General features: G+C 70.1%; 19 protein-coding genes and 1 tRNA gene. 14 read left to right on the top strand and 6 right to left on the bottom strand.

Going from position 1 to position 19,585, the window contains the following annotated elements:
• Positions 1–2: 2 nt before the first annotated feature.
• From ACFX43_RS03095 to ACFX43_RS03080, 4 genes are all read left to right on the top strand, one after another.
• On the top strand, positions 3–509 hold the full coding sequence (locus tag ACFX43_RS03095; RefSeq protein WP_378816866.1) for a hypothetical protein: 507 nt from the start codon (positions 3–5) through the stop codon (positions 507–509).
• Positions 493–1,227, top strand: a complete 735-nt coding sequence (locus ACFX43_RS03090) for a VIT family protein (protein ID WP_355017597.1) — start codon at positions 493–495, stop codon at positions 1,225–1,227. The genes ACFX43_RS03095 and ACFX43_RS03090 overlap by 17 nt, the downstream gene beginning before the upstream one ends.
• A 33-nt stretch (positions 1,228–1,260) precedes the next feature.
• Complete coding sequence (gene thpR / locus ACFX43_RS03085) at positions 1,261–1,821, top strand: RNA 2',3'-cyclic phosphodiesterase (protein ID WP_378816863.1); 561 nt, start codon at positions 1,261–1,263, stop codon at positions 1,819–1,821.
• A gap of 100 nt (positions 1,822–1,921) precedes the next feature.
• Positions 1,922–2,455, top strand: a complete 534-nt coding sequence (locus ACFX43_RS03080) for a DoxX family protein (RefSeq protein WP_378816860.1) — start codon at positions 1,922–1,924, stop codon at positions 2,453–2,455.
• Positions 2,456–2,552: 97 nt separating this feature from the next.
• Here ACFX43_RS03080 and upp read toward each other — a convergent pair whose 3' ends face one another.
• The gene (gene upp / locus ACFX43_RS03075) at positions 2,553–3,194 is read right to left on the bottom strand and encodes a uracil phosphoribosyltransferase (protein ID WP_355017600.1); all 642 of its coding nucleotides are present in this window, start codon (positions 3,192–3,194) and stop codon (positions 2,553–2,555) included.
• 67 nt (positions 3,195–3,261) lie between these two features.
• Between upp and ACFX43_RS03070 the strand changes: the two genes are divergently transcribed.
• From ACFX43_RS03070 to ACFX43_RS03045, 6 genes are all read left to right on the top strand, one after another.
• Positions 3,262–4,050: a MerR family transcriptional regulator gene (locus tag ACFX43_RS03070; protein WP_378816859.1), complete on the top strand. Its 789-nt coding sequence runs from the start codon at positions 3,262–3,264 to the stop codon at positions 4,048–4,050.
• The gene (locus ACFX43_RS03065) at positions 4,047–4,973 is read left to right on the top strand and encodes an ABC transporter ATP-binding protein (protein WP_378816856.1); all 927 of its coding nucleotides are present in this window, start codon (positions 4,047–4,049) and stop codon (positions 4,971–4,973) included. The genes ACFX43_RS03070 and ACFX43_RS03065 overlap by 4 nt, the downstream gene beginning before the upstream one ends.
• On the top strand, positions 4,970–6,574 hold the full coding sequence (locus ACFX43_RS03060) for an ABC transporter permease (protein WP_378816853.1): 1,605 nt from the start codon (positions 4,970–4,972) through the stop codon (positions 6,572–6,574). Before ACFX43_RS03065 ends, ACFX43_RS03060 begins: the two co-directional genes overlap by 4 nt.
• Positions 6,575–6,632: 58 nt before the next feature.
• Positions 6,633–7,145, top strand: a complete 513-nt coding sequence (locus ACFX43_RS03055) for a tRNA adenosine deaminase-associated protein (RefSeq protein WP_160026513.1) — start codon at positions 6,633–6,635, stop codon at positions 7,143–7,145.
• Between the two features lie 26 nt (positions 7,146–7,171).
• Positions 7,172–7,639, top strand: a complete 468-nt coding sequence (locus ACFX43_RS03050) for a nucleoside deaminase (RefSeq protein WP_378817018.1) — start codon at positions 7,172–7,174, stop codon at positions 7,637–7,639.
• Between the two features lie 10 nt (positions 7,640–7,649).
• Positions 7,650–7,737, top strand: a tRNA-Ser gene (locus ACFX43_RS03045).
• Between the two features lie 46 nt (positions 7,738–7,783).
• Here ACFX43_RS03045 and ACFX43_RS03040 read toward each other — a convergent pair.
• The 4 genes from ACFX43_RS03040 to ACFX43_RS03025 form a co-directional block, all read right to left on the bottom strand.
• Complete coding sequence (locus ACFX43_RS03040) at positions 7,784–8,641, bottom strand: fructosamine kinase family protein (protein WP_160026514.1); 858 nt, start codon at positions 8,639–8,641, stop codon at positions 7,784–7,786.
• A complete protein-coding gene (locus tag ACFX43_RS03035; protein WP_378816850.1) occupies positions 8,638–9,099 on the bottom strand; it encodes a low molecular weight protein-tyrosine-phosphatase in 462 nt (153 codons plus the stop codon). The genes ACFX43_RS03040 and ACFX43_RS03035 overlap by 4 nt, the downstream gene beginning before the upstream one ends.
• 54 nt (positions 9,100–9,153) lie before the next feature.
• Positions 9,154–9,546, bottom strand: coding sequence for a phage holin family protein (locus ACFX43_RS03030; protein WP_355224044.1), 393 nt, complete (start codon positions 9,544–9,546; stop codon positions 9,154–9,156).
• Between the two features lie 76 nt (positions 9,547–9,622).
• Complete coding sequence (locus tag ACFX43_RS03025; RefSeq protein WP_378816846.1) at positions 9,623–10,324, bottom strand: GntR family transcriptional regulator; 702 nt, start codon at positions 10,322–10,324, stop codon at positions 9,623–9,625.
• A gap of 136 nt (positions 10,325–10,460) precedes the next feature.
• Here ACFX43_RS03025 and ACFX43_RS03020 point away from each other — a divergent pair, with 136 nt between their 5' ends.
• A complete protein-coding gene (locus ACFX43_RS03020) occupies positions 10,461–11,351 on the top strand; it encodes a dimethylarginine dimethylaminohydrolase family protein (protein ID WP_378816843.1) in 891 nt (296 codons plus the stop codon).
• Between the two features lie 11 nt (positions 11,352–11,362).
• Positions 11,363–12,442 (top strand): histidinol-phosphate transaminase, encoded by a 1,080-nt coding sequence (gene hisC, locus ACFX43_RS03015; protein WP_378816842.1) that lies wholly within the window; start codon positions 11,363–11,365, stop codon positions 12,440–12,442.
• Positions 12,443–12,529: 87 nt separating this feature from the next.
• Here hisC and ACFX43_RS03010 read toward each other — a convergent pair whose 3' ends face one another.
• Positions 12,530–13,177, bottom strand: a complete 648-nt coding sequence (locus ACFX43_RS03010; protein ID WP_378816839.1) for a hypothetical protein — start codon at positions 13,175–13,177, stop codon at positions 12,530–12,532.
• Between the two features lie 462 nt (positions 13,178–13,639).
• Between ACFX43_RS03010 and ACFX43_RS03005 the strand changes: the two genes are divergently transcribed.
• Together ACFX43_RS03005 and ACFX43_RS03000 are read left to right on the top strand one after the other, a co-directional pair.
• Positions 13,640–16,903: a DUF2126 domain-containing protein gene (locus ACFX43_RS03005; protein ID WP_378816836.1), complete on the top strand. Its 3,264-nt coding sequence runs from the start codon at positions 13,640–13,642 to the stop codon at positions 16,901–16,903.
• Positions 16,900–19,383, top strand: coding sequence for a circularly permuted type 2 ATP-grasp protein (locus ACFX43_RS03000; RefSeq protein ID WP_378816833.1), 2,484 nt, complete (start codon positions 16,900–16,902; stop codon positions 19,381–19,383). The genes ACFX43_RS03005 and ACFX43_RS03000 overlap by 4 nt, the downstream gene beginning before the upstream one ends.
• Positions 19,384–19,585: the final 202 nt, after the last annotated feature.

Raw genomic sequence — 19,585 nt, 5'->3', positions numbered from 1 at the left:
CCGTGCGCAACGAACCTCGAACCGCTGACGTACCCATGGGTATGACCCCCACCGAGATCAGCACCGACAAGAGCAAGCGCGAGATCCGCCCCGCGGCGTACCTGCTACCCGTTCTGGCGCTGACGCTGGCACCGATGTTCGCCGGATGTGGCTCCGAGGCGACCGACCCAGGCGCTAACGTGTCTGACGTGCCCACATCGTCCAACCCGACGCCCGCCGAGGACCCGAAGGTTGCAGCCGCGATCGCCGACCTGGCCAAGCGTCAGGGGGTGAAGAGCGAAGAGATCACCGTCGTCTCCAACGACAAGGTGACCTGGCGCGACGGCAGCCTCGGCTGCCCCGAGCCCGGGAAGATGTACACGATGGTCCTGACCGACGGCGTACGCGTGGTGCTCGAGGCCGCGGGGAAGACCTACGAGTACCACGGCGGCGAGAGCGGCCCGGTCCGTTTCTGCGAGAACCCGCAGGAGCCCGTCCCCGGCGAGGCGAGCAGTGACGCTCCCCAGTGAGGGTGCCCACGCGGGCCACGGGGACGCCGAGGAGCGGGCCGACGGCCTGAAGAATCGGCTCAACTGGCTTCGTGCGGGCGTCCTCGGAGCCAACGACGGCATCGTCTCCACCGCCGGTGTCGTGATGGGTGTCGCCGGCGCGACCACCGACGACACCTCGATCCTCATCGCCGGCGTCGCTGCACTGGTGGCGGGGGCGATCAGCATGGCGGCGGGGGAGTACGTCTCCGTCTCGACCCAGCGCGACACCGAGGAGTCGCTGATCGCCAAGGAGCGTCGCGAGTTGCGGGAGATGCCCGAGGAGGAGCTGCGCGAGCTGGAGGGGTTCCTGCGCGAGCGGGGGCTGGAGCCTGAGACCGCCGCCGAGGTCGCGGAGCAGCTCACCGATCGCGACGCGCTGCGCGCCCACGCCGTCCTCGAGCTCGGTATCGACGTCGACGATCTCACCTCGCCGTGGTCTGCGGCCTGGGCGTCGATGCTGTCGTTCACCCTCGGTGCGCTGCTACCCCTGCTGTCGATCATGCTCCTCCCGGACAGCGCCCGCATCTGGGGGACCGTACTCACCGTCACCGCCGCGCTCGCCGTCACCGGCTGGACCAGCGCGCGCCTCGGCTACGCACCGCCCGTCCGCGCGGCGCTGCGCAACGTGGCCGGCGGCCTGCTCGCGATGCTGGTGACCTACGTCGTCGGCGACCTCCTCGGCACACAACTCAGGTGACCCGGCCCCTGGCGCCGGGCACAATGGACATCGATGAATCGAATGTTCGTGGCGGTGATCCCGCCGGAGTCGGTGATCGAGGATCTCGACGAGTTCTTGTCCGTACGCCGCGACGCGGCCGCTTTCCGCTGGTCGACGCCCGACCAGCTCCATCTGACGCTCGCCTTCGCCGAGCACGTCCCCGACAGGTCCCTCGATGACGCGATCGAGCGGCTGGAGACGGCTGCGGGGCGGCGTACGCCTTTCGACCTGACCGTCACCGGAGGCGGCGCCTTCCCCAACGTGGCCGAGGGCAAGGTCCTCTACGCCGGCGTCGCGACCGATGCCGCCGAGGAGCTCGACCGGGTCGCCGCCGGAAGCCGGAACGCCCTGGTCAAGGCCGGGGTCGAGGTCGACGGCGGCCGCTTCCGGCCCCATCTGACGGTCGCCCGGACCGGCCTGCCGACCGAACTCAGCAACTGGGTGCGGCTGCTCGATGCGTACCGTGGCCCGACCTGGACCGTCTCGTCCTTCGCGCTGGTGCACTCACGGCTCGGCGAGGGGCCGAGGAAGCGTCCGGTCTACGAGGTCGTAGCAGCCTTTCCGTTTGGGTAGAGCCCCTTCGGGTGAGAGGAAGCCCCGGGCGGTACCGGTCGGGACCCCACATCGCTACCGTGTGCGCCCTGTTTCTGACCTGACCAGAGGAGAACCGGACATGAGTCGTCGAGTGGGGCGCAACGCCTACACCGGGCTTTTCAACGACGTCGTGCTGCTTGCCGCCCGTGTGGTGGTCGGCGGGATCTTCGTCGCGCACGGCTGGCAGAAGTACGACCAGGGCTTCGCCGGCACCGAGCAGTTCCTGGGCGGCCTGGGGGTCCCGGAGCCCGCGATCGCCGCTCAGGTGGCGACCTACGTCGAGCTCGTCGGCGGCGCCCTGCTGGCGGTAGGCCTGTTCGCCCCGATCGCGGGCGTGCTGCTGGCGGGTCAGATGGCCGGAGCGATCTGGTACGCCCACCGCACCACCGAGGTCTTCGTCGACCAGGGCGGCTGGGAGCTTCCTGCTGTGCTGGGCGCCGCCGCCCTCGTGCTCGGCCTGATCGCTCCTGGCCGGCTCACCCTCGACCAGCTCCTCACCTGGCCCTTCAAGGCGATCTCCGCCAAGCGCAGGGCCCGTGCCGCCGAGGCAGCCGAAGCCGAGACCCCCGAGGCCGAGCCGTACGTCGAGGAGAAGGTGACCATCAAGGCCTGAGCCTCCGCCGCTCGTGTAACACGCTGTTCGTAGGACTACTCGCCCCATGGGAACGACCGGATAGTCCTACGAACGACGTGTTACAGGGGCCGCGAGCTCAGCCCGCGACGCCGTAGAGCCTGTCGCCGGCGTCACCGAGGCCGGGGACGATGTAGCCCTTCTCGTTGAGCTTCTCGTCCATCGCGGCGGTGACGACGCGGACGGGGGCATCGATGCCCTCGAGACCCTTCTCCAGAGCGGCGACACCCTCCGGGGCGGCGAGAAGTACGACGGCGGTGATGTCGTCGGCGCCGCGCGAGACCAGGAAGTCGATCGCCGCGGCGAGGGTGCCACCGGTGGCGAGCATGGGGTCGACCACGTAGCACTGGCGGCCGGAGAGGTCGGCGGGGAGGCGCTCGGCGTACGTCGTCGCCTCGAGCGTCTCCTCGTTGCGGACCATGCCGAGGAAGCCGACCTCCGCGGTCGGCAGCAGCCGGATCATCCCGTCGAGCATCCCGAGACCGGCCCGGAGGATGGGGACGATCAGCGGCTGCGGGTCGGTGAGGCGTACGCCCTGGGTCGGAGCTACCGGCGTGACGATGTCGACCGGAGCGACCCTCACCCCGCGGGTCGCCTCGTAGGCGAGCAGCGTGACGAGCTCGTCGGCGAGACGACGGAAGGTCGACGAGTCGGTCTCTTTGTTGCGCAGGGTGGTGAGTTTGTGGGCGACGAGGGGGTGGTCCACAACGAGGGTCTCCATGGGGCGAAACATTACGTCACCAGTCAGACCTTGACCTTGACGCTCCGTCAAGGTCTTGACTGGTCTCATGCGGATCGGAGAGCTTGCGGCAGCGGCGGGGGTGAGCACCCGCACGGTGCGCTACTACCACCAGGTCGGACTGCTCCCTGAGCCGGAGCGATCCGCGTCCGGATATCGCGTCTACGGCATGCGGGACCTGGTGCTCCTCAGCCACGCCCGACGGCTCGTCGAGCTCGGCCTCGGCCTCGACGAGGTGCGGCAGGTGCTGGCGGACGAGGAGGGGCGCGACCTCGGCGAGATCGTCGCCTCGATGGACGCCGCCCTCGCTCTGCAGCAGGAGCGTCTGGCCGCCCAGCGGCGACGCCTCGCCGAGCTGCAGGAACGGGTACGTGACGGTCGCCTCGCGCTCGACGACCTCCCCGACCCGAGGCTGGTCGAGTTCTTCACCCGCGTCGAGGCCGCCGGCGCCACCGGCCCGATGGCCCGGCTCGACCGTGACGTACTCGCGTTCATCCCCGGCGCCGACGCGAGCCGCTGGATCGCGCCGATGCTGCCGCTGCTCGGCGACGAGGACTTCACCCGGCGCCTGGTCGGGATGTACGACGAGTTCGACCGTCTCGCGGACGCGGACCCGGACGACCCGGCGGTCACCACGCTCGTCGACCGGATCCTCGATCTGCTTCCGGAGGAGTCGTTGTGCGCCCTGTCCGAGCACGACCTGGTGAGCGCCGGCGGCGAGTTCGTCATCGACGCGGTCATCGAGGAGCTCACCCCCGCCCAGGCGGCCGCCGCTCGCCTGCTGATCGAACGCACTCGTGCACCGCACACCGTCACCCAGGAGGAGAAGGAAGAATGACTGCCATCGAGATGACCGGACTGGTCAAGACCTTCGGCAGCGTACGAGCTCTCGACGGTCTCGACCTGCACGTCGAGACCGGCGAGGTGCATGGCTTCCTGGGCCCGAACGGCGCCGGCAAGTCCACCGCCATGCGCGTGCTGCTGGGCCTGATCCGCGCGGACAGCGGCAGCGTGCGACTGCTCGGCGGTGACCCGTGGCGCGACGTCGCCACGCTCCACCGTCGGATCGCGTACGTGCCTGGCGACGTACCGCTGTGGCCCAGCCTCACCGGTGGCGAGGTGATCGACGTGCTGGGCCGGCTGCGAGGCGGCCTCGACGAGAAGCTGCGCGGGCAGATGGTGGAGCGCTTCGAGCTCGACCCGCGCAAGCGGTCGCGCACCTACTCCAAGGGCAACCGGCAGAAGGTCGCGCTGGTCGCGGCGTTCAGCGCCGAGGCCGACCTCTACCTGCTCGACGAGCCGACCGCAGGCCTGGACCCGCTGATGGAGGCGGTCTTCCAGGAGTGCGTCGAGGAGGTCATCCAGCGGGGCGCCACGGTGCTGCTGTCCAGCCATATCCTCGCCGAGGTCGAACGGCTCGCGGACCGGGTGAGCATCATCCGGTCCGGCCGCACCGTCCAGACCGGCACGCTGACCGAGCTGCGAACGCTGACCCGCACCACGGTCGTCGCCGAGACGCGGACCCCGGTCACCGACCTGGCTTCCCTCCCCGGTGTCCATGACCCCGAGTACGACGACAGCCACGGCACGCACACGGTCACCCTGGCCGTCGACACCGCCCATCTCGACGAGGTGGTCGGCATCCTGCACCGGGCCGGGATCGTCTCGCTCCAGGCACACCCGCCGACTCTGGAGGAGCTGTTCCTTCGCCAGTACGGCGACGTGGTGTCCGGCGACGACGAAGGCACGGCGACCCGATGAGTGCCCACGAGCTCTTCGCCGGTACGCCGACCCTGATCCGGCTGGCACTGCGACGCGACCGGGTGCGCCTCCCGCTCTGGACCCTCGGAATCGTCGGGATCTCGGCGGCCAGTGCGGCCACCGTGAAGAGCACGTACGACACGCCTGCCGAGATCGCCACGTACGGACCGACGGCGGGCGTGAGCGCGGCGTCACGAATCACCGGTGGCCGGCAGGTCGCCCTCGACACGATCGAGGGGATCATCGCCAACGAGATCACCCTGATCGTCACGCTCGGCATCACGCTGCTGGTCGTCTTCACGGTGGTCCGGCACACGCGTGCCGAGGAGGAGTCCGGGGCGGCCGAGCTGGTCCGCGCGGGCGTCGTGGGGCGTCACGCCGCACAGGTGGCCGCACTCGTGGTCGCGCTCGCTGCGACGGTCGTCATCAGCGGGCTGCTGGCCGCGGTGCTGGTCGGCCTGGGCCTGGAACGGACCGGGTCGCTGGCCTACGCGGCGGAGGTCGCGATGCTCGGCCTCGTCTTCGCCGGCCTCGCCGCGGCGGCCGCCCAGGTCACCGCGGCGGCTCGCGGCGCGCTCGCGATCGCGGGTGGTCTGCTGGGGGCGGCGTACGTCGTCCGCGGCGTCGGCGCTGTCGGCGACAGCGCGCTCTTCTGGGTCTCGCCCTTCGGTTGGGCCCAGGGGGTGAATGCGTTCGGCGAGGAGCGATGGTGGCTGCTGGGGGTGCTGCTCGCGGCCGCGGCCGTCTGCTTCGGGCTGGCCGTGGTGCTGACCGCGCGACGCGATGCCGGCGCCGGCCTGTTGCAACCGCGACCCGGTGCCGCGCGCGCCTCCGCCATCCTCGGGAGGCCGTGGGGTCTGGCGCTGCGCACCCAGCGGGGCCTGGTGATCGGCTGGGCGGTCGGGCTGGCGGTGCTCGCCGCGATCTATGGCTCCGTCATCCCGGATGTGCCCGACATGCTGGAGGGGAACCCCGACATGCTCGAGGCGATGGGTCTGGGGGCCGGCGCGGGCGACGCCCTGATCGACGCGTTCCTCGGCTACGTCAATCTCACTCTCGGAGTGGTCGGCGCGGTCTTCGGCGTCGCCTCGGTGCTGCGGCTCCGGGCGGAGGAGGACACCGGGCGGCTGGAGGCGCTGATCGCCACCCCGCTCACGCGGACCCGTTGGCTGGTCGGCTCGCTCGCCGTGACGGTCGTCGGCATGGTGCTGGTGGCACTGGCGATGAGCGCGGGGATGGTGCTGGGGTACGTCCCGGTCGCCGGCGAGGTCTCCGGCTCGCGCGTCTCCGAGCTGATCCTCGGCGTTCTCGCCCAGCTGCCGGCGATGCTGCTCGTCGCAGCCCTCGCCCTGCTGATCCTGGCGTGGTTGCCGCGGTTCGCCGTCCTGGCGTGGGCGCTGGTCGCATGGGTGGTGCTGGACGCCTTCCTCGGAGAGACGCTCAAGCTGCCCGACGGGATCCGCTCGCTGTCACCCTTCTTCCACCTGCCGGCGTACCCGACCGAGACCTGGACCGCCGGTCCGACGGTCGCGCTGCTGGCGGCGTCGTCGGTCGTCGCGGCACTGGCCCTCGTCGGCTACCGGCGTCGAGACGTGGGCTGAGCGTGGATTTCAGAGATACGGCCTAGACCCACGGCGGTTTCGGTGTCACTCTGGTCGTGTGTCTGATCAGCTGGAGCAGATCGAGGGTGTTGACTTCGCCGTCGCGATGTATCGCGAGGACGGCGCCTGGGTTGTGCGCGAACTCGCTCACGACCTCCTGACCGATGTCGAGACTCTGACGCACGCGCTCCACCGCTTCCCAGGCGATGGCGGTGCGATAGCGATGGCGGCGATCGACGAGGACTTCTTCGTCATCGTCCGGGTCCACGGGGCAGCGACCAAGGTGCTGCTCTCCGACGTGACCGCTGCCGACGAGTGGGAGCTGGCCGCGTCGGCTCTCGACGTGCTCGGGCTTCCGTTGCCCGAGGAGGTCGAGGACGAGGAGGAGCCCGATCCCGCCGGCGACCTCGGCATCCTCGCCGACTTCGGGATGAGCGCGGTCGAGATGGGCATGCTGCTCGACGACATGTTCGAGGACGACCTCTACCCCGACGAGACGCTCTCCGAGATCGCCCGGGCGATCGGCTGCGGCGAGGCCTTCGACGACGCCGTCGGCCTCATGCCGGCGTGACCCCAGCCAACCGCTGGGAGGCCCCGATGCGGGCCGCTCTCGATGAGGGTCGTGCTGCGCTGGCGACCGGTGACGTGCCGATCGGCGCGGTCGTCGTCGACCCGTCCGGCGTGGTGATCGGGAGGGGCCGCAACGTACGCGAGGCCGAGGCCGACCCCACCGGACATGCCGAGGTGGTCGCGCTGCGCGAGGCGGCCAAGGCACGTGGCGAGTGGCGCCTGGAGGGCTGCACGCTCGTGGTGACGCTGGAGCCGTGCACGATGTGCGCCGGTGCCGCGGTCCTGGCCAGGGTCGAGCGGATCGTCTTCGGCGCCTACGACGACAAGGCCGGCGCGGTCGGCTCGCTGTGGGACGTCGTACGCGACCGCCGGCTCAACCACCGGCCCGAGGTCGTCGCCGGGCTGATGGCCGAGGAACAGCGAGCGCTGCTGGAGGACTTCTTCGGATCCCAGCGAAGCGGCCCCGATTTCGGCGAAGACCCCCCGAGGTTGTAACTTATTCGGCGGTGACGTGTCCGAGCGGCCGATGGTGCAACACTCGAAATGTTGTGTAGGGAGACCTACCGTGGGTTCAAATCCCACCGTCACCGCCATCTGAAAACCCCTGGGTAACCAGGGGTTTTCTGGTTTCCCAGGGAATCAGAGGTAGCGAGCGGCCACCGTGGCGGCGCGGGCGCCGTAGCCGCCGCCGAACATGGCCGCGTGGACGAGCAGCGGGAACAGCTGGTGGAGACCCTGGCGGTCCTCCCAGCCCTCGGCGAGGGGCGTCGCGTCCTCGTAGGCGGACATCATCCGCTCCAGGTGGGGCAGGCCGAAGAGCGCGAGCATGGCGAGGTCGACCTCACGGTGACCGGCGTACGCTGCGGGGTCGATGAGCCAGGCCTCGCTGCTCCGGTCCCAGAGCACGTTGCCGTTCCAGAGATCGCCGTGGAGCAGGGCGGGCGGCTCCTCCGGGATCAGCGACGGCAGCTTCCCGACGACCTGCTCGACGCGCTCGGCGCCGGCGGCGTCGATGGCGCCGCGGTCACGCGCGGCCCTGAGATAGGGGAGCAGGCGGCGTACGGCATAGAACTCGGCCCAGGTGTCCGCGGGCTTGTTGGGCATCGGCAGCCGGCCGATGAACCCGTCCCTGTCGGCACCGAAACCCGAGACCGGGGTGCTGTGCAGGCGCGCGAGCGCGCGGCCGAGCTCCTCGGCGGTCTCGGCGTTGGGTCGGCCGGGCTCGATCCAGCGCAGGACCAGGCAGTCGGGCTCGGCGGCGAGCACCTCGGGGACCTTCACGGCCCCCGACTCCTCCAGCCAGCGGAGCCCGCGGGCCTCGGCGGCGACGAAGTCGTCACGCGGCGGGGAGAGAGCCTTCATCAGCACCAGCGAGCCGTCACTGAGCCGGATCTTGGTGGCGGTCGAGATGTCACCGCCCGCGACCGGAGATGTGCTCACCACCGCCGCCCCGAGCAGCTGCTCGGCACGACGGGCGACCGCGGGCTGACGGGTCACGAACCGGGCCTCGCCGAGGCGACGGATGCAACGATCGCATCACTCGTACGCTCCACCATCGCCAGCACCTCCCGGAATCCCTCGGCACCACCGTAATAGGGATCGGGCACGTCGCCGGGGCCTTCGGGATCGAAATCACGGAACATCCGCAGCCCGCTCTCGGGCGCCTGACCAGCCAGATCGGCCAGATTGTCGGCATCCATCGCGAGCACGAGGTCGTACGTCTCGGGGTCCCCGACCGGCCACTGCTGAGCCCGGTGGCGCTCGGGGTCGTAGCCCGCCTCGATCAGCGTCGCGGCCGCCCGGCGGTCCATCTTCTCGCCTGCATGCCAGCCGCCGGTGCCGGCGGAGACGAGCTCGACGTCGTCGAGCTTGGCGGCGTCGAGACGGTCCCGCAGCACCACCTCCGCCATCGGAGAACGGCAGATGTTGCCCAGGCAGACGACCGCGATCTTCATGGCCCGAGTTTTACATTTCCGCCAAGAACGCGTGGCGGATGTGGAATCTGGGCCTCACTCGTCGCTCTCCGGCCACACGCGATCGAGGCCCCAGCCGACGATCGAGATGATGATGCCGCCGAGGACCGCCGCCCAGAACCCGTCGACGTGGAAACCCACCCCGGTCGGGCCGAGGATCCACGCGGTCAGACCGAGCATCGCCGCGTTGATCACCAGCAGGAGCAGGCCCAGGGTGAGCAGGATGAACGGGAACGCGAAGAACGTCACGATCGGCTTGACGAAGGAGGACACGAGGCCGAGCACGAGGGCGACGATCAGCAGCGGGAGCAGCTTCTGCTTGACCTCGTCCATGCCGCTGGTCGGGCCGTCGAAGTAGATCCCGCCGACGAGCCAGGTCGCCACGGCCAGGGCGACGGCGTTGGTGATGAGCCAGGTCACGATGCGCATGTTGGTGAGTGTGGCAGGCTCCGTGGGACGTACATAAGGGGCGCGCGCGAGGTGTGGCGACTGTGTTACCCCGGATTCACCGCTCCAGGCCGAGCGCCTTGCAGATGGCGTGGGCGGCATCGGAGAGGTGCTTCTCCAGGAACTGCTCGGCGTGTTCGATGCGGTCGGCGTCGAGGAGGCGGACGAGGGCGGCGTGGTCCTCGGCCTGATCGTGGGCGTTGCGGCGGATGCGGTCGACCTGGGCGAGCGAGAGCTTGAGCTCGAGCACCAGATGCTCCTGCATCGCGACCAGCCGCGGTGACCCGGTGAGGGCAACCAGTGAGAGATGGAAGGCGAGGTGGCGCTCGTTGAGCTCGCGGTAGGTCGAGCGCTCCGAGTGAACCGCCGAGATGTACGCATCGAGCGACTCGTGCACGGCCCGGCGCGCCTCGGCGGAGGCGCTCCGCCAGTTGCGCACCCCCGCCCCTTCGAGCACCCAGCGGGCGGCGCAGACGTCACGGACCGAAGCCGCCTCGGGGGTGGCGACGGCGACGCCCTTGTTGGGTGCGCGGGTGGCCAGGCCCTCGGCGACCAGGATGGTCAGCGCCTCGCGGACCGTGGAGCGGCCGACGCCGAGCGAGTCGGCGAGACCGTGCTCGCGCAGCGGAGTGCCCGACTCCAGCTCGCCCTCGAACACCGCCCGGCGGAGCTCGTCGGCGACGCGGTCGACCGTCGATGCGGGTTCGTCCAGGGTGAGCGACTCGAACGGCGCTGGTTGCTTCGGGCTCTGCTTCAGCATGTGACCCATTGTCCTATCTGCGCCGTCTTCCGGTGATGACCGTTCGTGCTCTAGCCTATCGGCACAGGATTGTCTGACAATCAGTCAATCAGGCAATCGGACGATCTGAAGTCAATCAGACCTGAGAGGGGTACGAGTGAGCACATCGCTGAGCTGGGGCCGTCACTACCTGATGACCGAGCCGACGCACTACCGCATCGACTACGCCATCAACCCGTTCATGGACACCGAGATCCAGCCGGATCCGGTCCGTGCTCGCGCGCAGTGGGACACCCTGAAGGCGACCATCGAGGAGCTCGGCGGGCGCGTCGACGTCATCGCGCCGCGCGGGGACAGCCCCGACATGGTCTACGCGATGAACCTCGGCTTCGCGGCCACCCTCGCGGACGGCCGACGCCACGTGCTCCTCTCCCACATGCGCTTCCCCGAGCGCCGCAACGAGACGAACTCCGCGGTCGAGTGGTTCGCCGCGAACGGCTGGGGGACGGCGTACGTCGGCAAGGACGGGGTCGGGCCGACCTTCGAGGCGGGTGACGTCTTCCCGTACGCCGGCCACCTGGTCGCCGGCACCGGGCCGCGCACCGACGAGATGGCGCTGAAGACGCTGGCGACCGAGATGGGCGTGCGCGTCCTGGGTGTACGGACGACCCACTCGGGGATGTACCACCTCGACCTGGCCTTCTGCCCGCTCGACGAGCGCCGCGCGATCATCTGCCCGGACGCGCTCGCTCCCGAGTCGGCCCAGGCGCTCCTCGACCTCGTCCCGGAGCCGCTCGTCATCACCGAGGAGGAGGCGCTCAGCACCTTCGCCGCCAACTCGATCGTGATCGGCCGCACCATCGTGATGCCGTCCTGCCCGGACCGCGTCCGCACCGTCCTCGAGGGCTGGGGCTTCACGATCCGGATCGTCGAGATGAGCGAGCTCCACCTCGGTGGCGGGTCCGTGCGCTGCGTCACCAACCCGCTCGACATCGTGGTCGGCCGCGACGTCCCCGTGGTTTACGGGGGCGAGGTCATCCCGACCTAGGATCTCACGATATGAGCACCCCACAGCCCCGTCCCAGTGTCGCTGCGATGCCTGCGTACGTCGCGGGCAAGCCGCCGGTGGAGCGGCCCGGTCTGGTGACCTACAAGCTCTCGTCCAACGAGAACCCCTACCCGCCGCTGGACGGCGTGGTGGAGGTCGCCGCCGAGGCGGCGGGGCGGGTCAACCGTTACCCCGACGCGGGCAGCACCGAGCTCTACGAGGCGCTCGCGACGGCCTACAAGGTGCCGGCCGAGGAGCTCGCCCTCTCGACCGGCGCCGTGGCGCTGATCTTCCAGCTGGTCTCGGCCTACTGCGGTCCCGAGGACGAGGTCGTCTTCGCCTGGCGCAGCTTCGAGGCCTACCCGATCGCGGTGCTCGCGGCCGGCGCGACTGCGGTGAAGGTGCCGGTCACCGGGGACGGTCATCACGACCTGGACGCGATGGCGGCCGCCATCACGGAGCGTACGAAGGTCGTCTTCGTCTGCACGCCCAACAACCCCACCGGCACCTCGGTCACCCAGACCGAGCTCGACGCCTTCCTCGCGAAGGTTCCCGAGCACGTGCTGGTCGTGGTCGACGAGGCCTACGCCGAGTTCGTACGCATGGACGATGCCGTCGACGGTGTGGCGACCTATCGCGCGCGGGCCAACGTGGTGGTGCTGCGTACGTTCTCCAAGGCCTACGGGCTGGCCGGCTTCCGGGTCGGCTACGCCTTCGCGCCGGCCCCGATCGCCGCCACCCTGCGGGCGATGGCGCTGCCCTTCGGCGTCAACGTGGTCGCCCAGGCCGCCGGTGTCGCCTCGCTCGAGCGGCAGACCGAGCTGCTGGCGCGCGTCGACGACGTGGTGGCCGAGCGGATCCGGGTGGTCGAGGGCGTCCGCGCCGCCGGCTGGGACATCCCCGACGCGCAGGGCAACTTCGTCTGGTTCGCCTTCGGCTCCCCCGAGCGCTGCGCCGAGTTCGCCGCGGCTGCCGACGAGGTCGGCCTGATGGTCCGTCCCTACCCGCCCGAGGGCGTACGCGTCTCGATCGGCGAGGCCGAGGCCAACACCCGCCTCATCGAGCTCGCGGGTTCGTTCCCGAAGGGCTGAGACTCGGCCCTGCTCGGCGAAATAGCAGAGGTCCAACAGCATCGATGCTGCTGGACCTCTGCTGGTTGAGTGTGACGGTGCATGCCTCTACGGCAGCGGGAGCTTCCCGAGGATCGAGTTGAGCAGGTCGGTCAGGACCGGGCCGACGACCGGGAGGCTGTTGATGATGCCGAGCAGGCTGTCGGTGACGCCAGGCAGCTCGGGAACGCCGGGAACTCCGGGGACGCCGGGAACCTCGGGGATCGGAACGTCCGGGATCGGAACGTCCGGGACCGGAACGTCTGGGACCGGGACATCCGGGACGGGAACGTCTGCGGCAGGAACGTCTGCGGCAGGGCTGTCCGGAACGGGAACGTCCGGAGTCTCCGGGATCCCGGGGCCGTCTGGTACGTCCGGGATCGGTGTGTCCGGTACGTCCGGTGTGTCGGGGACCTCCGGTGTGTCAGGTACGTCCGGGGTCTCGGGCACGTCCGGGGTGCCGGGTACGTCCGGGGTCTCCGGGGTGTCGGGCACGTCCGGAGTGCCGGGAACGTCCGGGGTCTCCGGGGTGCCGGGAACGTCCGGAGTCTCCGGGACGTCTGGGGTGTCGGGCACGTCGGGAATCGGGGTGCCCGGAGTGCCGGGGACCGGAGGGTCAGGGATCGGTGGTGGAACGGGGCTGGCCATGACTGGTGCGGCGACCGTGGCCAGTGCGAGTCCAGCGACGACAGCGGCGATTCGAGTCCGAGAATTCACGAAATCTCCTTAGCTTGCTGTTGGGTCCTGCCCGATGAATCCTGAAGCGATTTGAACCATAATGTCAAGAACGCTAATGAACTGGTTATTTCCTATACCAAAGCCGGTTTGCATGACGTAAACTCATCGGTTCGCATTCCAACTGGCGTTGAAATCCCAGTCTTGTCCCAAGCGAAGAGTTTCGCTGTTCATGCCCGACCTGCGGGGATGGGCGAGCGCGATATCGCTTGCGGTGGCTGATGGGCCGGCCCGTTTCTGATGTACCTCCGGGGGTAATAGAGCCGTTCGAACTGGCGAATGGGTAATTTCCTGGGCGCGACAACCCGGCATTTAGTCCGGGTGAAATGCGTTTACCAGTCGGCGAATTCGGATCCCGTCGATTCGCCTTCGTGGTATGCCGCATTTCGAGCGCGGCGGCGGTTCGTTACCCCGGTGCAACCTCGATCGGTCAGTCTTGACCCCATGTCGATCAAGGTTGCGCTCGAACATCGGACCACCTACGAGTTCGCGCAGCCGGTGGGGGTCGGTCCGCACGTCGTACGCCTGCGCCCGGCGCCGCACACCCGGACCCCGATCGAGGCCTACTCACTGTCGGTGACGCCGTCGGCGCACTTCATCAACTGGCAGCAGGACCCGTTCGGCAACTGGCTCGCGCGGCTGGTCTTCCCGGAGAAGACCGACAAGCTCGAGGTGACCGTGGGACTGGTCGCCGACATGGTGGTGATCAACCCGTTCGACTTCTTCGTGGAGGAGTACGCCGAGACCTTCCCCTTCGACTACGAGCCCCAGCTGAAGGCCGACCTGGCTCCCTACCTCCGCGACGTGGAGTCGGCGACGGCGGCCGACGCCTGGCGGCAGCGGCTGCCGGCCCTGCCCGAGGACGGCCTCCGCACGGTCGACTTCCTGGCGAGCGTCAACCAGGCGGTCAACTCGGACGTCGCCTACTCGGTGCGGATGGAGCCAGGCGTACAGACTCCCGACGAGACCCTGCGGCTGGGCATCGGCTCGTGCCGCGACTCGGCGTGGCTGCTGGTGTCCCTGCTGCGTCAGTACGGCCTCGCGGCGCGGTTCGTCTCCGGCTATCTGGTGCAGCTGGCCGCCGATCAGGAGTCGCTCGACGGTCCCTCCGGCCCGACCGAGGACTTCACCGACCTGCACGCGTGGTGCGAGGTGTTCGTCCCGGGAGCCGGCTGGATCGGGCTCGATCCGACCTCGGCCCTGTTCGCCGGCGAGGGCCACATCCCGCTCTCGGCGACGCCGCACCCGTCCTCCGCGGCCCCGATCGAGGGCGCCACCGACCCGGTCGAGGTCATCTTCTCCTTCGCCAACGAGGTCACCCGGATCCATGAGGACCCGCGGGTGACGCTGCCCTACACCGGCCAGGAGTGGGCCCGGATCGACGCCCTGGGCGAGGCGGTCGACCAGCGTCTCCAGGCAGCCGGCGTCGAGCTGACCATGGGCGGCGAGCCGACCTTCGTGTCGCTGGACGACCAGACTTCGGCGCAGTGGAACACGGACGCAGACGGTCCGCACAAGCGCGAGCTCGCCACTGATCTGGCCGAACGTCTGCGCAAGATCTACGGCAAGGGCGGGATCGTCCACCGCGGCCAGGGCAAGTGGTACCCCGGCGAGCCCCTCCCGCGCTGGAACATCGACCTGCAATGGCGTACGGACGGCCAGCCGCTGTGGAGCGACCAGACCCTCTTCGCCGACCCCTGGGCCGCTGGTCGAACCGTGAGCGCCAGCGAGCGTGTCGAGACCAACACGGTCGCTGTCGCGCGGAGGATCGCCGAGATCCTCGGGCTCCCCGCGGAGCAGGTGTTCGCTGCGTACGAGGACCCGCTGGCGAAGATCGCCCAGGAGGTACGCCGCCCCGACGGCCCCGAGCCGGACGACGCCGCGAACCGGGGCGATCTGAATGTCACCGAGCTCGACAAGGAGGTCACCGAGCCGGTCGGGTGGGTGATCCCGATCAACACCAACGACGGGGAGTGGACGAGCCCGCAGTGGCGGTTCCGCCGCGGGCGGCTGGTGCTCGCGCCGGGCACCTCGGCGGTCGGGCTGCGGCTGCCGCTCGACTCGATCTCGTGGCACGACCCGGAGTTCCCGGGCGAACCGTCCTACCTGACCGCGGGCGAGCCGCTGGACCCCGAGATCCCGCGGGTCACCGTCACCGACCCCGACGAGGCGCCGACCACCGCGCTCGCGATCGAGGAGCGCGACGGGCTGGTCCATGTCTTCCTGCCGCCGACCGATCGGCTGGAGGACTACGTGGCCCTGCTCCGGGTGATCGAGCAGGCTCTCACCGAAGTCGGCACACAGGTCGTGCTCGAGGGGTACGGTCCGCCGCCGGACGCCCGCCTGGCACGGCTGACGGTCACCCCGGACCCCGGCGTGATCGAGGTCAACGTCCAACCGACCGCCACCTGGGCGGAGCAGCGGGAGCTGATCACGACGCTCTACGAGCAGGCCCGGCAGGCCCGCCTGTCCACCGAGAAGTTCGACCTCGACGGGCTCCACACCGGCACCGGCGGCGGCAACCACCTCACCCTCGGCGGACGGAGCCCCGAGCGCAGCCCCCTGCTCCGGCGGCCCGACCTGCTGGCCAGCCTGATCCGCTACTGGCAGCGCCACCCTTCCCTCTCCTACCTCTTCTCCGGCCGCTTCATCGGCCCGACCAGCCAGGCGCCGAGGTTCGACGAGGGCCGCCCGGAGGCGGTCTACGAGATGGAGATCGCGCTCCAGGAGGTCGCCCGGATCACCCGTGAACAGGACGACCCCCGCCCATGGATGATCGACCGGGCCCTGCGCCACCTGCTCACCGACCTGACCGGCAACACCCACCGTGCCGAGTTCTGCATCGACAAGCTCTACTCCCCGGACTCCTCCCGAGGACGCCTCGGACTGCTCGAGCTCCGGGGCTTCGAGATGCCGCCACACCCGCAGATGGCCCTTCTCCAGTCGCTCCTGGTCAGGAGCCTGGTCGCGTGGTTCTGGGAGGAGCCGTACGAGGCGCCCCTGGTCCGCCATGGAAGTGCCCTCCACGAGGACTTCCTGCTCCCGCAGGGGTGCCTGCGTGACATCGAGGAGGTCGTGGCCGACCTGCGCCGCCACGGGATCCCGTTCGAGTCGCAGTGGCTGGCAGCGTACGCGGAGTTCCGGTTCCCGCGGATCGGGTTCGCGAGGGTGGGGGACATCGAGCTCGAGCTGCGACAGGCGATCGAGCCGTGGAACGTGCTGGGGGAGGAGGCCACCGGGTCGGGGACGGCCCGCTACGTCGACTCGTCGGTCGAGCGGGTCCAGATCTCGGCGAGAGGGATCGACCTCGACCGGCAGCTGGTGACGTGTCAGGGTGTTCCGGTGCCGCTGACCCCCACCTCCGTCCCAGACACCTTCTACGCGGGCATCCGGTTCAAGGCGTGGAGCCCGTGGTCGAGCCTGCACCCGAGCATCGACGTCCAGGCGCCGCTGCACTTCGACGTCGTCGACATCGCCTCCGAGACCAGCCTCGGCGGCGCGACCTACCACGTCGTGCACCCGGGCGGCCGCAGCTACGACCACCCGCCGGTGAACGCCAACGAGGCCGAGGCGCGCCGCGCGAGCAGGTTCGAGGCGCGCGGCCACACCTCCGGCCGGCTGGACGTCGCGGAGATGCGCGAGCGCGCGGCCCGCGGCACCACTCCCGACAACCCGCACACCCTGGATCTCCGACGGGTGGTGCGGTGACCGTCCTTCGCGAGTACGCCGACGCCCTCGGCCTCCTCGACGCGACCGACCAGCCCTACGACGAGGTCGTCGGGCCCGACGGCACCCTGCGCCCCGCGTGGAAGCCGATGGCCGAGACGGCCGTCTCGATCACGCCGGCGACGCTGAGCCGGATCGGCCACGACGTGGAGCGGTTCCTCGCCGATGACGGGGTCACCTACCTGCGTCCCGGCGCCAAGCCCGAGCCCTGGCGGCTCGACCCGGTGCCGCTCGTCATCGATCAGGCGCAGTGGCGCATCCTCGAGGTCGGCCTGGCCCAGCGCGCCGAGCTGCTCAACGCGATCCTCGTCGATCTCTACGGCCCGCAGCGTCTCCTTCAGGACGGGATCGTCCCGGCGGCAGTGGTCTTCGGCCATCACGGCTTCCATCGCGTCGCCGCCCGCGCCAGCAACCACGACCCGCGGCCGCTCGTCCTGGCCGCCACCGACCTGGGCCGGACCCCCGAGGGTGAGTGGCGGGTGCTCGCCGACCGCACCCAGGCGCCGAGCGGGATCGGCTACGCGATGGAGAACCGCCGGGTGATCAGCCGGGTGCTCCCCGAGCTCCACCGCGACGCCGGGCTGCACCGGATGGAGCCCTACTTCGCGGCTCTCCGCAGCGCGCTGCTGGAGTCGGCGCCCGGTGACCAGGCCGACCCCCGGGTCGTCGTCCTGTCCCCGGGAACCCACTCCGAGACCGCCTATGACCAGGCCTTTCTCGCCTCGACGCTGGGCTTCCCGCTGGTCCAGGGAGCCGACCTGACCGTACGCAACGGCGAGGTCCTCATGCGTGGCCACGGCGACCGGCTGGAGCGGGTCGACGTCATCCTGCGTCGTGTCGACGCGACCTGGTCGGACCCCCTCGAGCTCCGCGGCGACAGCCAGCTCGGCGTGGCCGGCCTGATCGAGGCCGTACGCCGCGGCAACGTGCGCGTGGTCAACGGGCTCGGGGCCGGCGTACTCGAGAACCCGGGGCTCGTTCCCTACCTCCCCGCAGCCTGCGAGGCCCTGCTCGGGGAGCCGTTGCGGCTGGCCTCGCTCGGCACCTGGTGGTGCGGCGACCCGGACCAGCGCGCGGAGGTCGAGCGCCGCTTGGCCGCGGACGACCTGGTTGTGCGGACGCTGGAAGGGACCATCGTCAGCGGGACGCCCGAGGAGCTGAGCGCCAGGATCGCGGCCGATCCCTACCGTCACGTCGGGCAGGAGAGGATCACGCTCTCCCAGGCCCCGACGTGGGCCGAGGGACGCGGCGCGGTCGGCCGGCCGCTGACGCTGCGTACCTTCTCGCTCCGCTACGGCTCGGCCTACCGCCCGCTGGTCGGTGGCCTGGCCTCGATCCGGGCCGACGAGACCGGGCTGCCGCCGTGCAGCAAGGACGTCTGGGTGCTCAAGGAGTCGCCGCAGGACGCCGACCAGGGCTTGGCCGACGTGCTCCCGATGACCCATTCGCGCTCGGTCACGGTGCTCGTCCCGCGCGCGCTCGAGGACATGTACTGGTCGGGCCGCTACGCGGAGCGCGCCGAGGACCTCATCCGGCTCATCCTGGCCACGCACGTGCTGGCCGAGGCCCCGAAGAAATCAGCCGGCAGGACCAGGCCGCGTACGTCCGGTGGCATCAGCCTCGAGGTGATGCTGAGCGCGCTCGACCGGCTGGGCGGGCACGGCCACGCGGACGCCGACATCGACGCCGAGTTCCGCTCGATGCTGTTGGACGCCGACCGTCCGGGGTCGGCCGCGCAGTCGCTGGCCGGGATGCGACAGGCCTTCAGCGGCGTACGCGACCAGCTCAGCCCGGACATGTGGCGGATCTTCTCCGCGACCGACCGGGCCGCCGAGGAGCTCCGGGTCAACCCGCACTCGCTGCAGATCGCCGAGTCGGGTGCCGAGATGCTGCACGGCATCCTGGCGATGCAGGGGATCGTGGCGAGCATGATCCGCGACGAGGGCTACCACTCGATCCGGCTGGGACGGTTCCTGGAGCGGTCGATGCAGGTCTGTCAGCTGCTCCGCGCGACGACCACGGTGCGGAGGGGGCTCGAGGTCGACCGGGCCGTGCTCAACGCGGTCCTCGCCTCCGCCGAGTCCGCGGTCACCCACCGCCGCCGCTACCGGGGCTACGTACGCACCGGGGGAGTGCTCGACCTGCTGATCATGGACCGCGACAACCCCCGCTCGCTCGCGTTCTGCCTGCACGAGCTGCGGCTGCATCTGACCAAGCTCCCCGGTTCGACCGGCTCGTCCCGCCCCGAGCGGCTCCTCGACGACATCACCGACATGCTCGACCGCACCGAGGTCGCCGGCCTCGTCGCCATCGGCGGTGTCGGCCGCCCCAACCTGGAGTCCTTCCTCGACCAGGTCCAGGCCCAGCTCGTCCGCCTCGCCGACGCCATCAGCGACGTCCACTTCGCCACCGGCCCCGCCCCGCAACCTCTCAACGCCCTCCCGGCGCAATCGCTCACTTGAGCAGAGCCGCGGCCGTTACCACGAGCGGGCGGCTGAGAGCCGGCGATGCTCCAGAAATTGCAGCAGCGACGATTACACGGGCTCCGTAACGTAGTGACCTCGTCAGGATACTTGCCGCACAATTCGGCGACATTCTTGGGCAAACTCACTTCAACGGGGAGATTCAAGTGAATTTGGTACATGCAGCGGCGTGCGTCGCTGC

This window comes from Nocardioides sp. YIM B13467 (genome assembly GCF_042788075.1).
In the GTDB taxonomy this organism is placed as follows: domain Bacteria; phylum Actinomycetota; class Actinomycetes; order Propionibacteriales; family Nocardioidaceae; genus Nocardioides.
The sequence above is the reverse complement of the archived record's forward strand: the minus strand, read 5'-3'. Positions and strand labels throughout refer to the sequence as shown.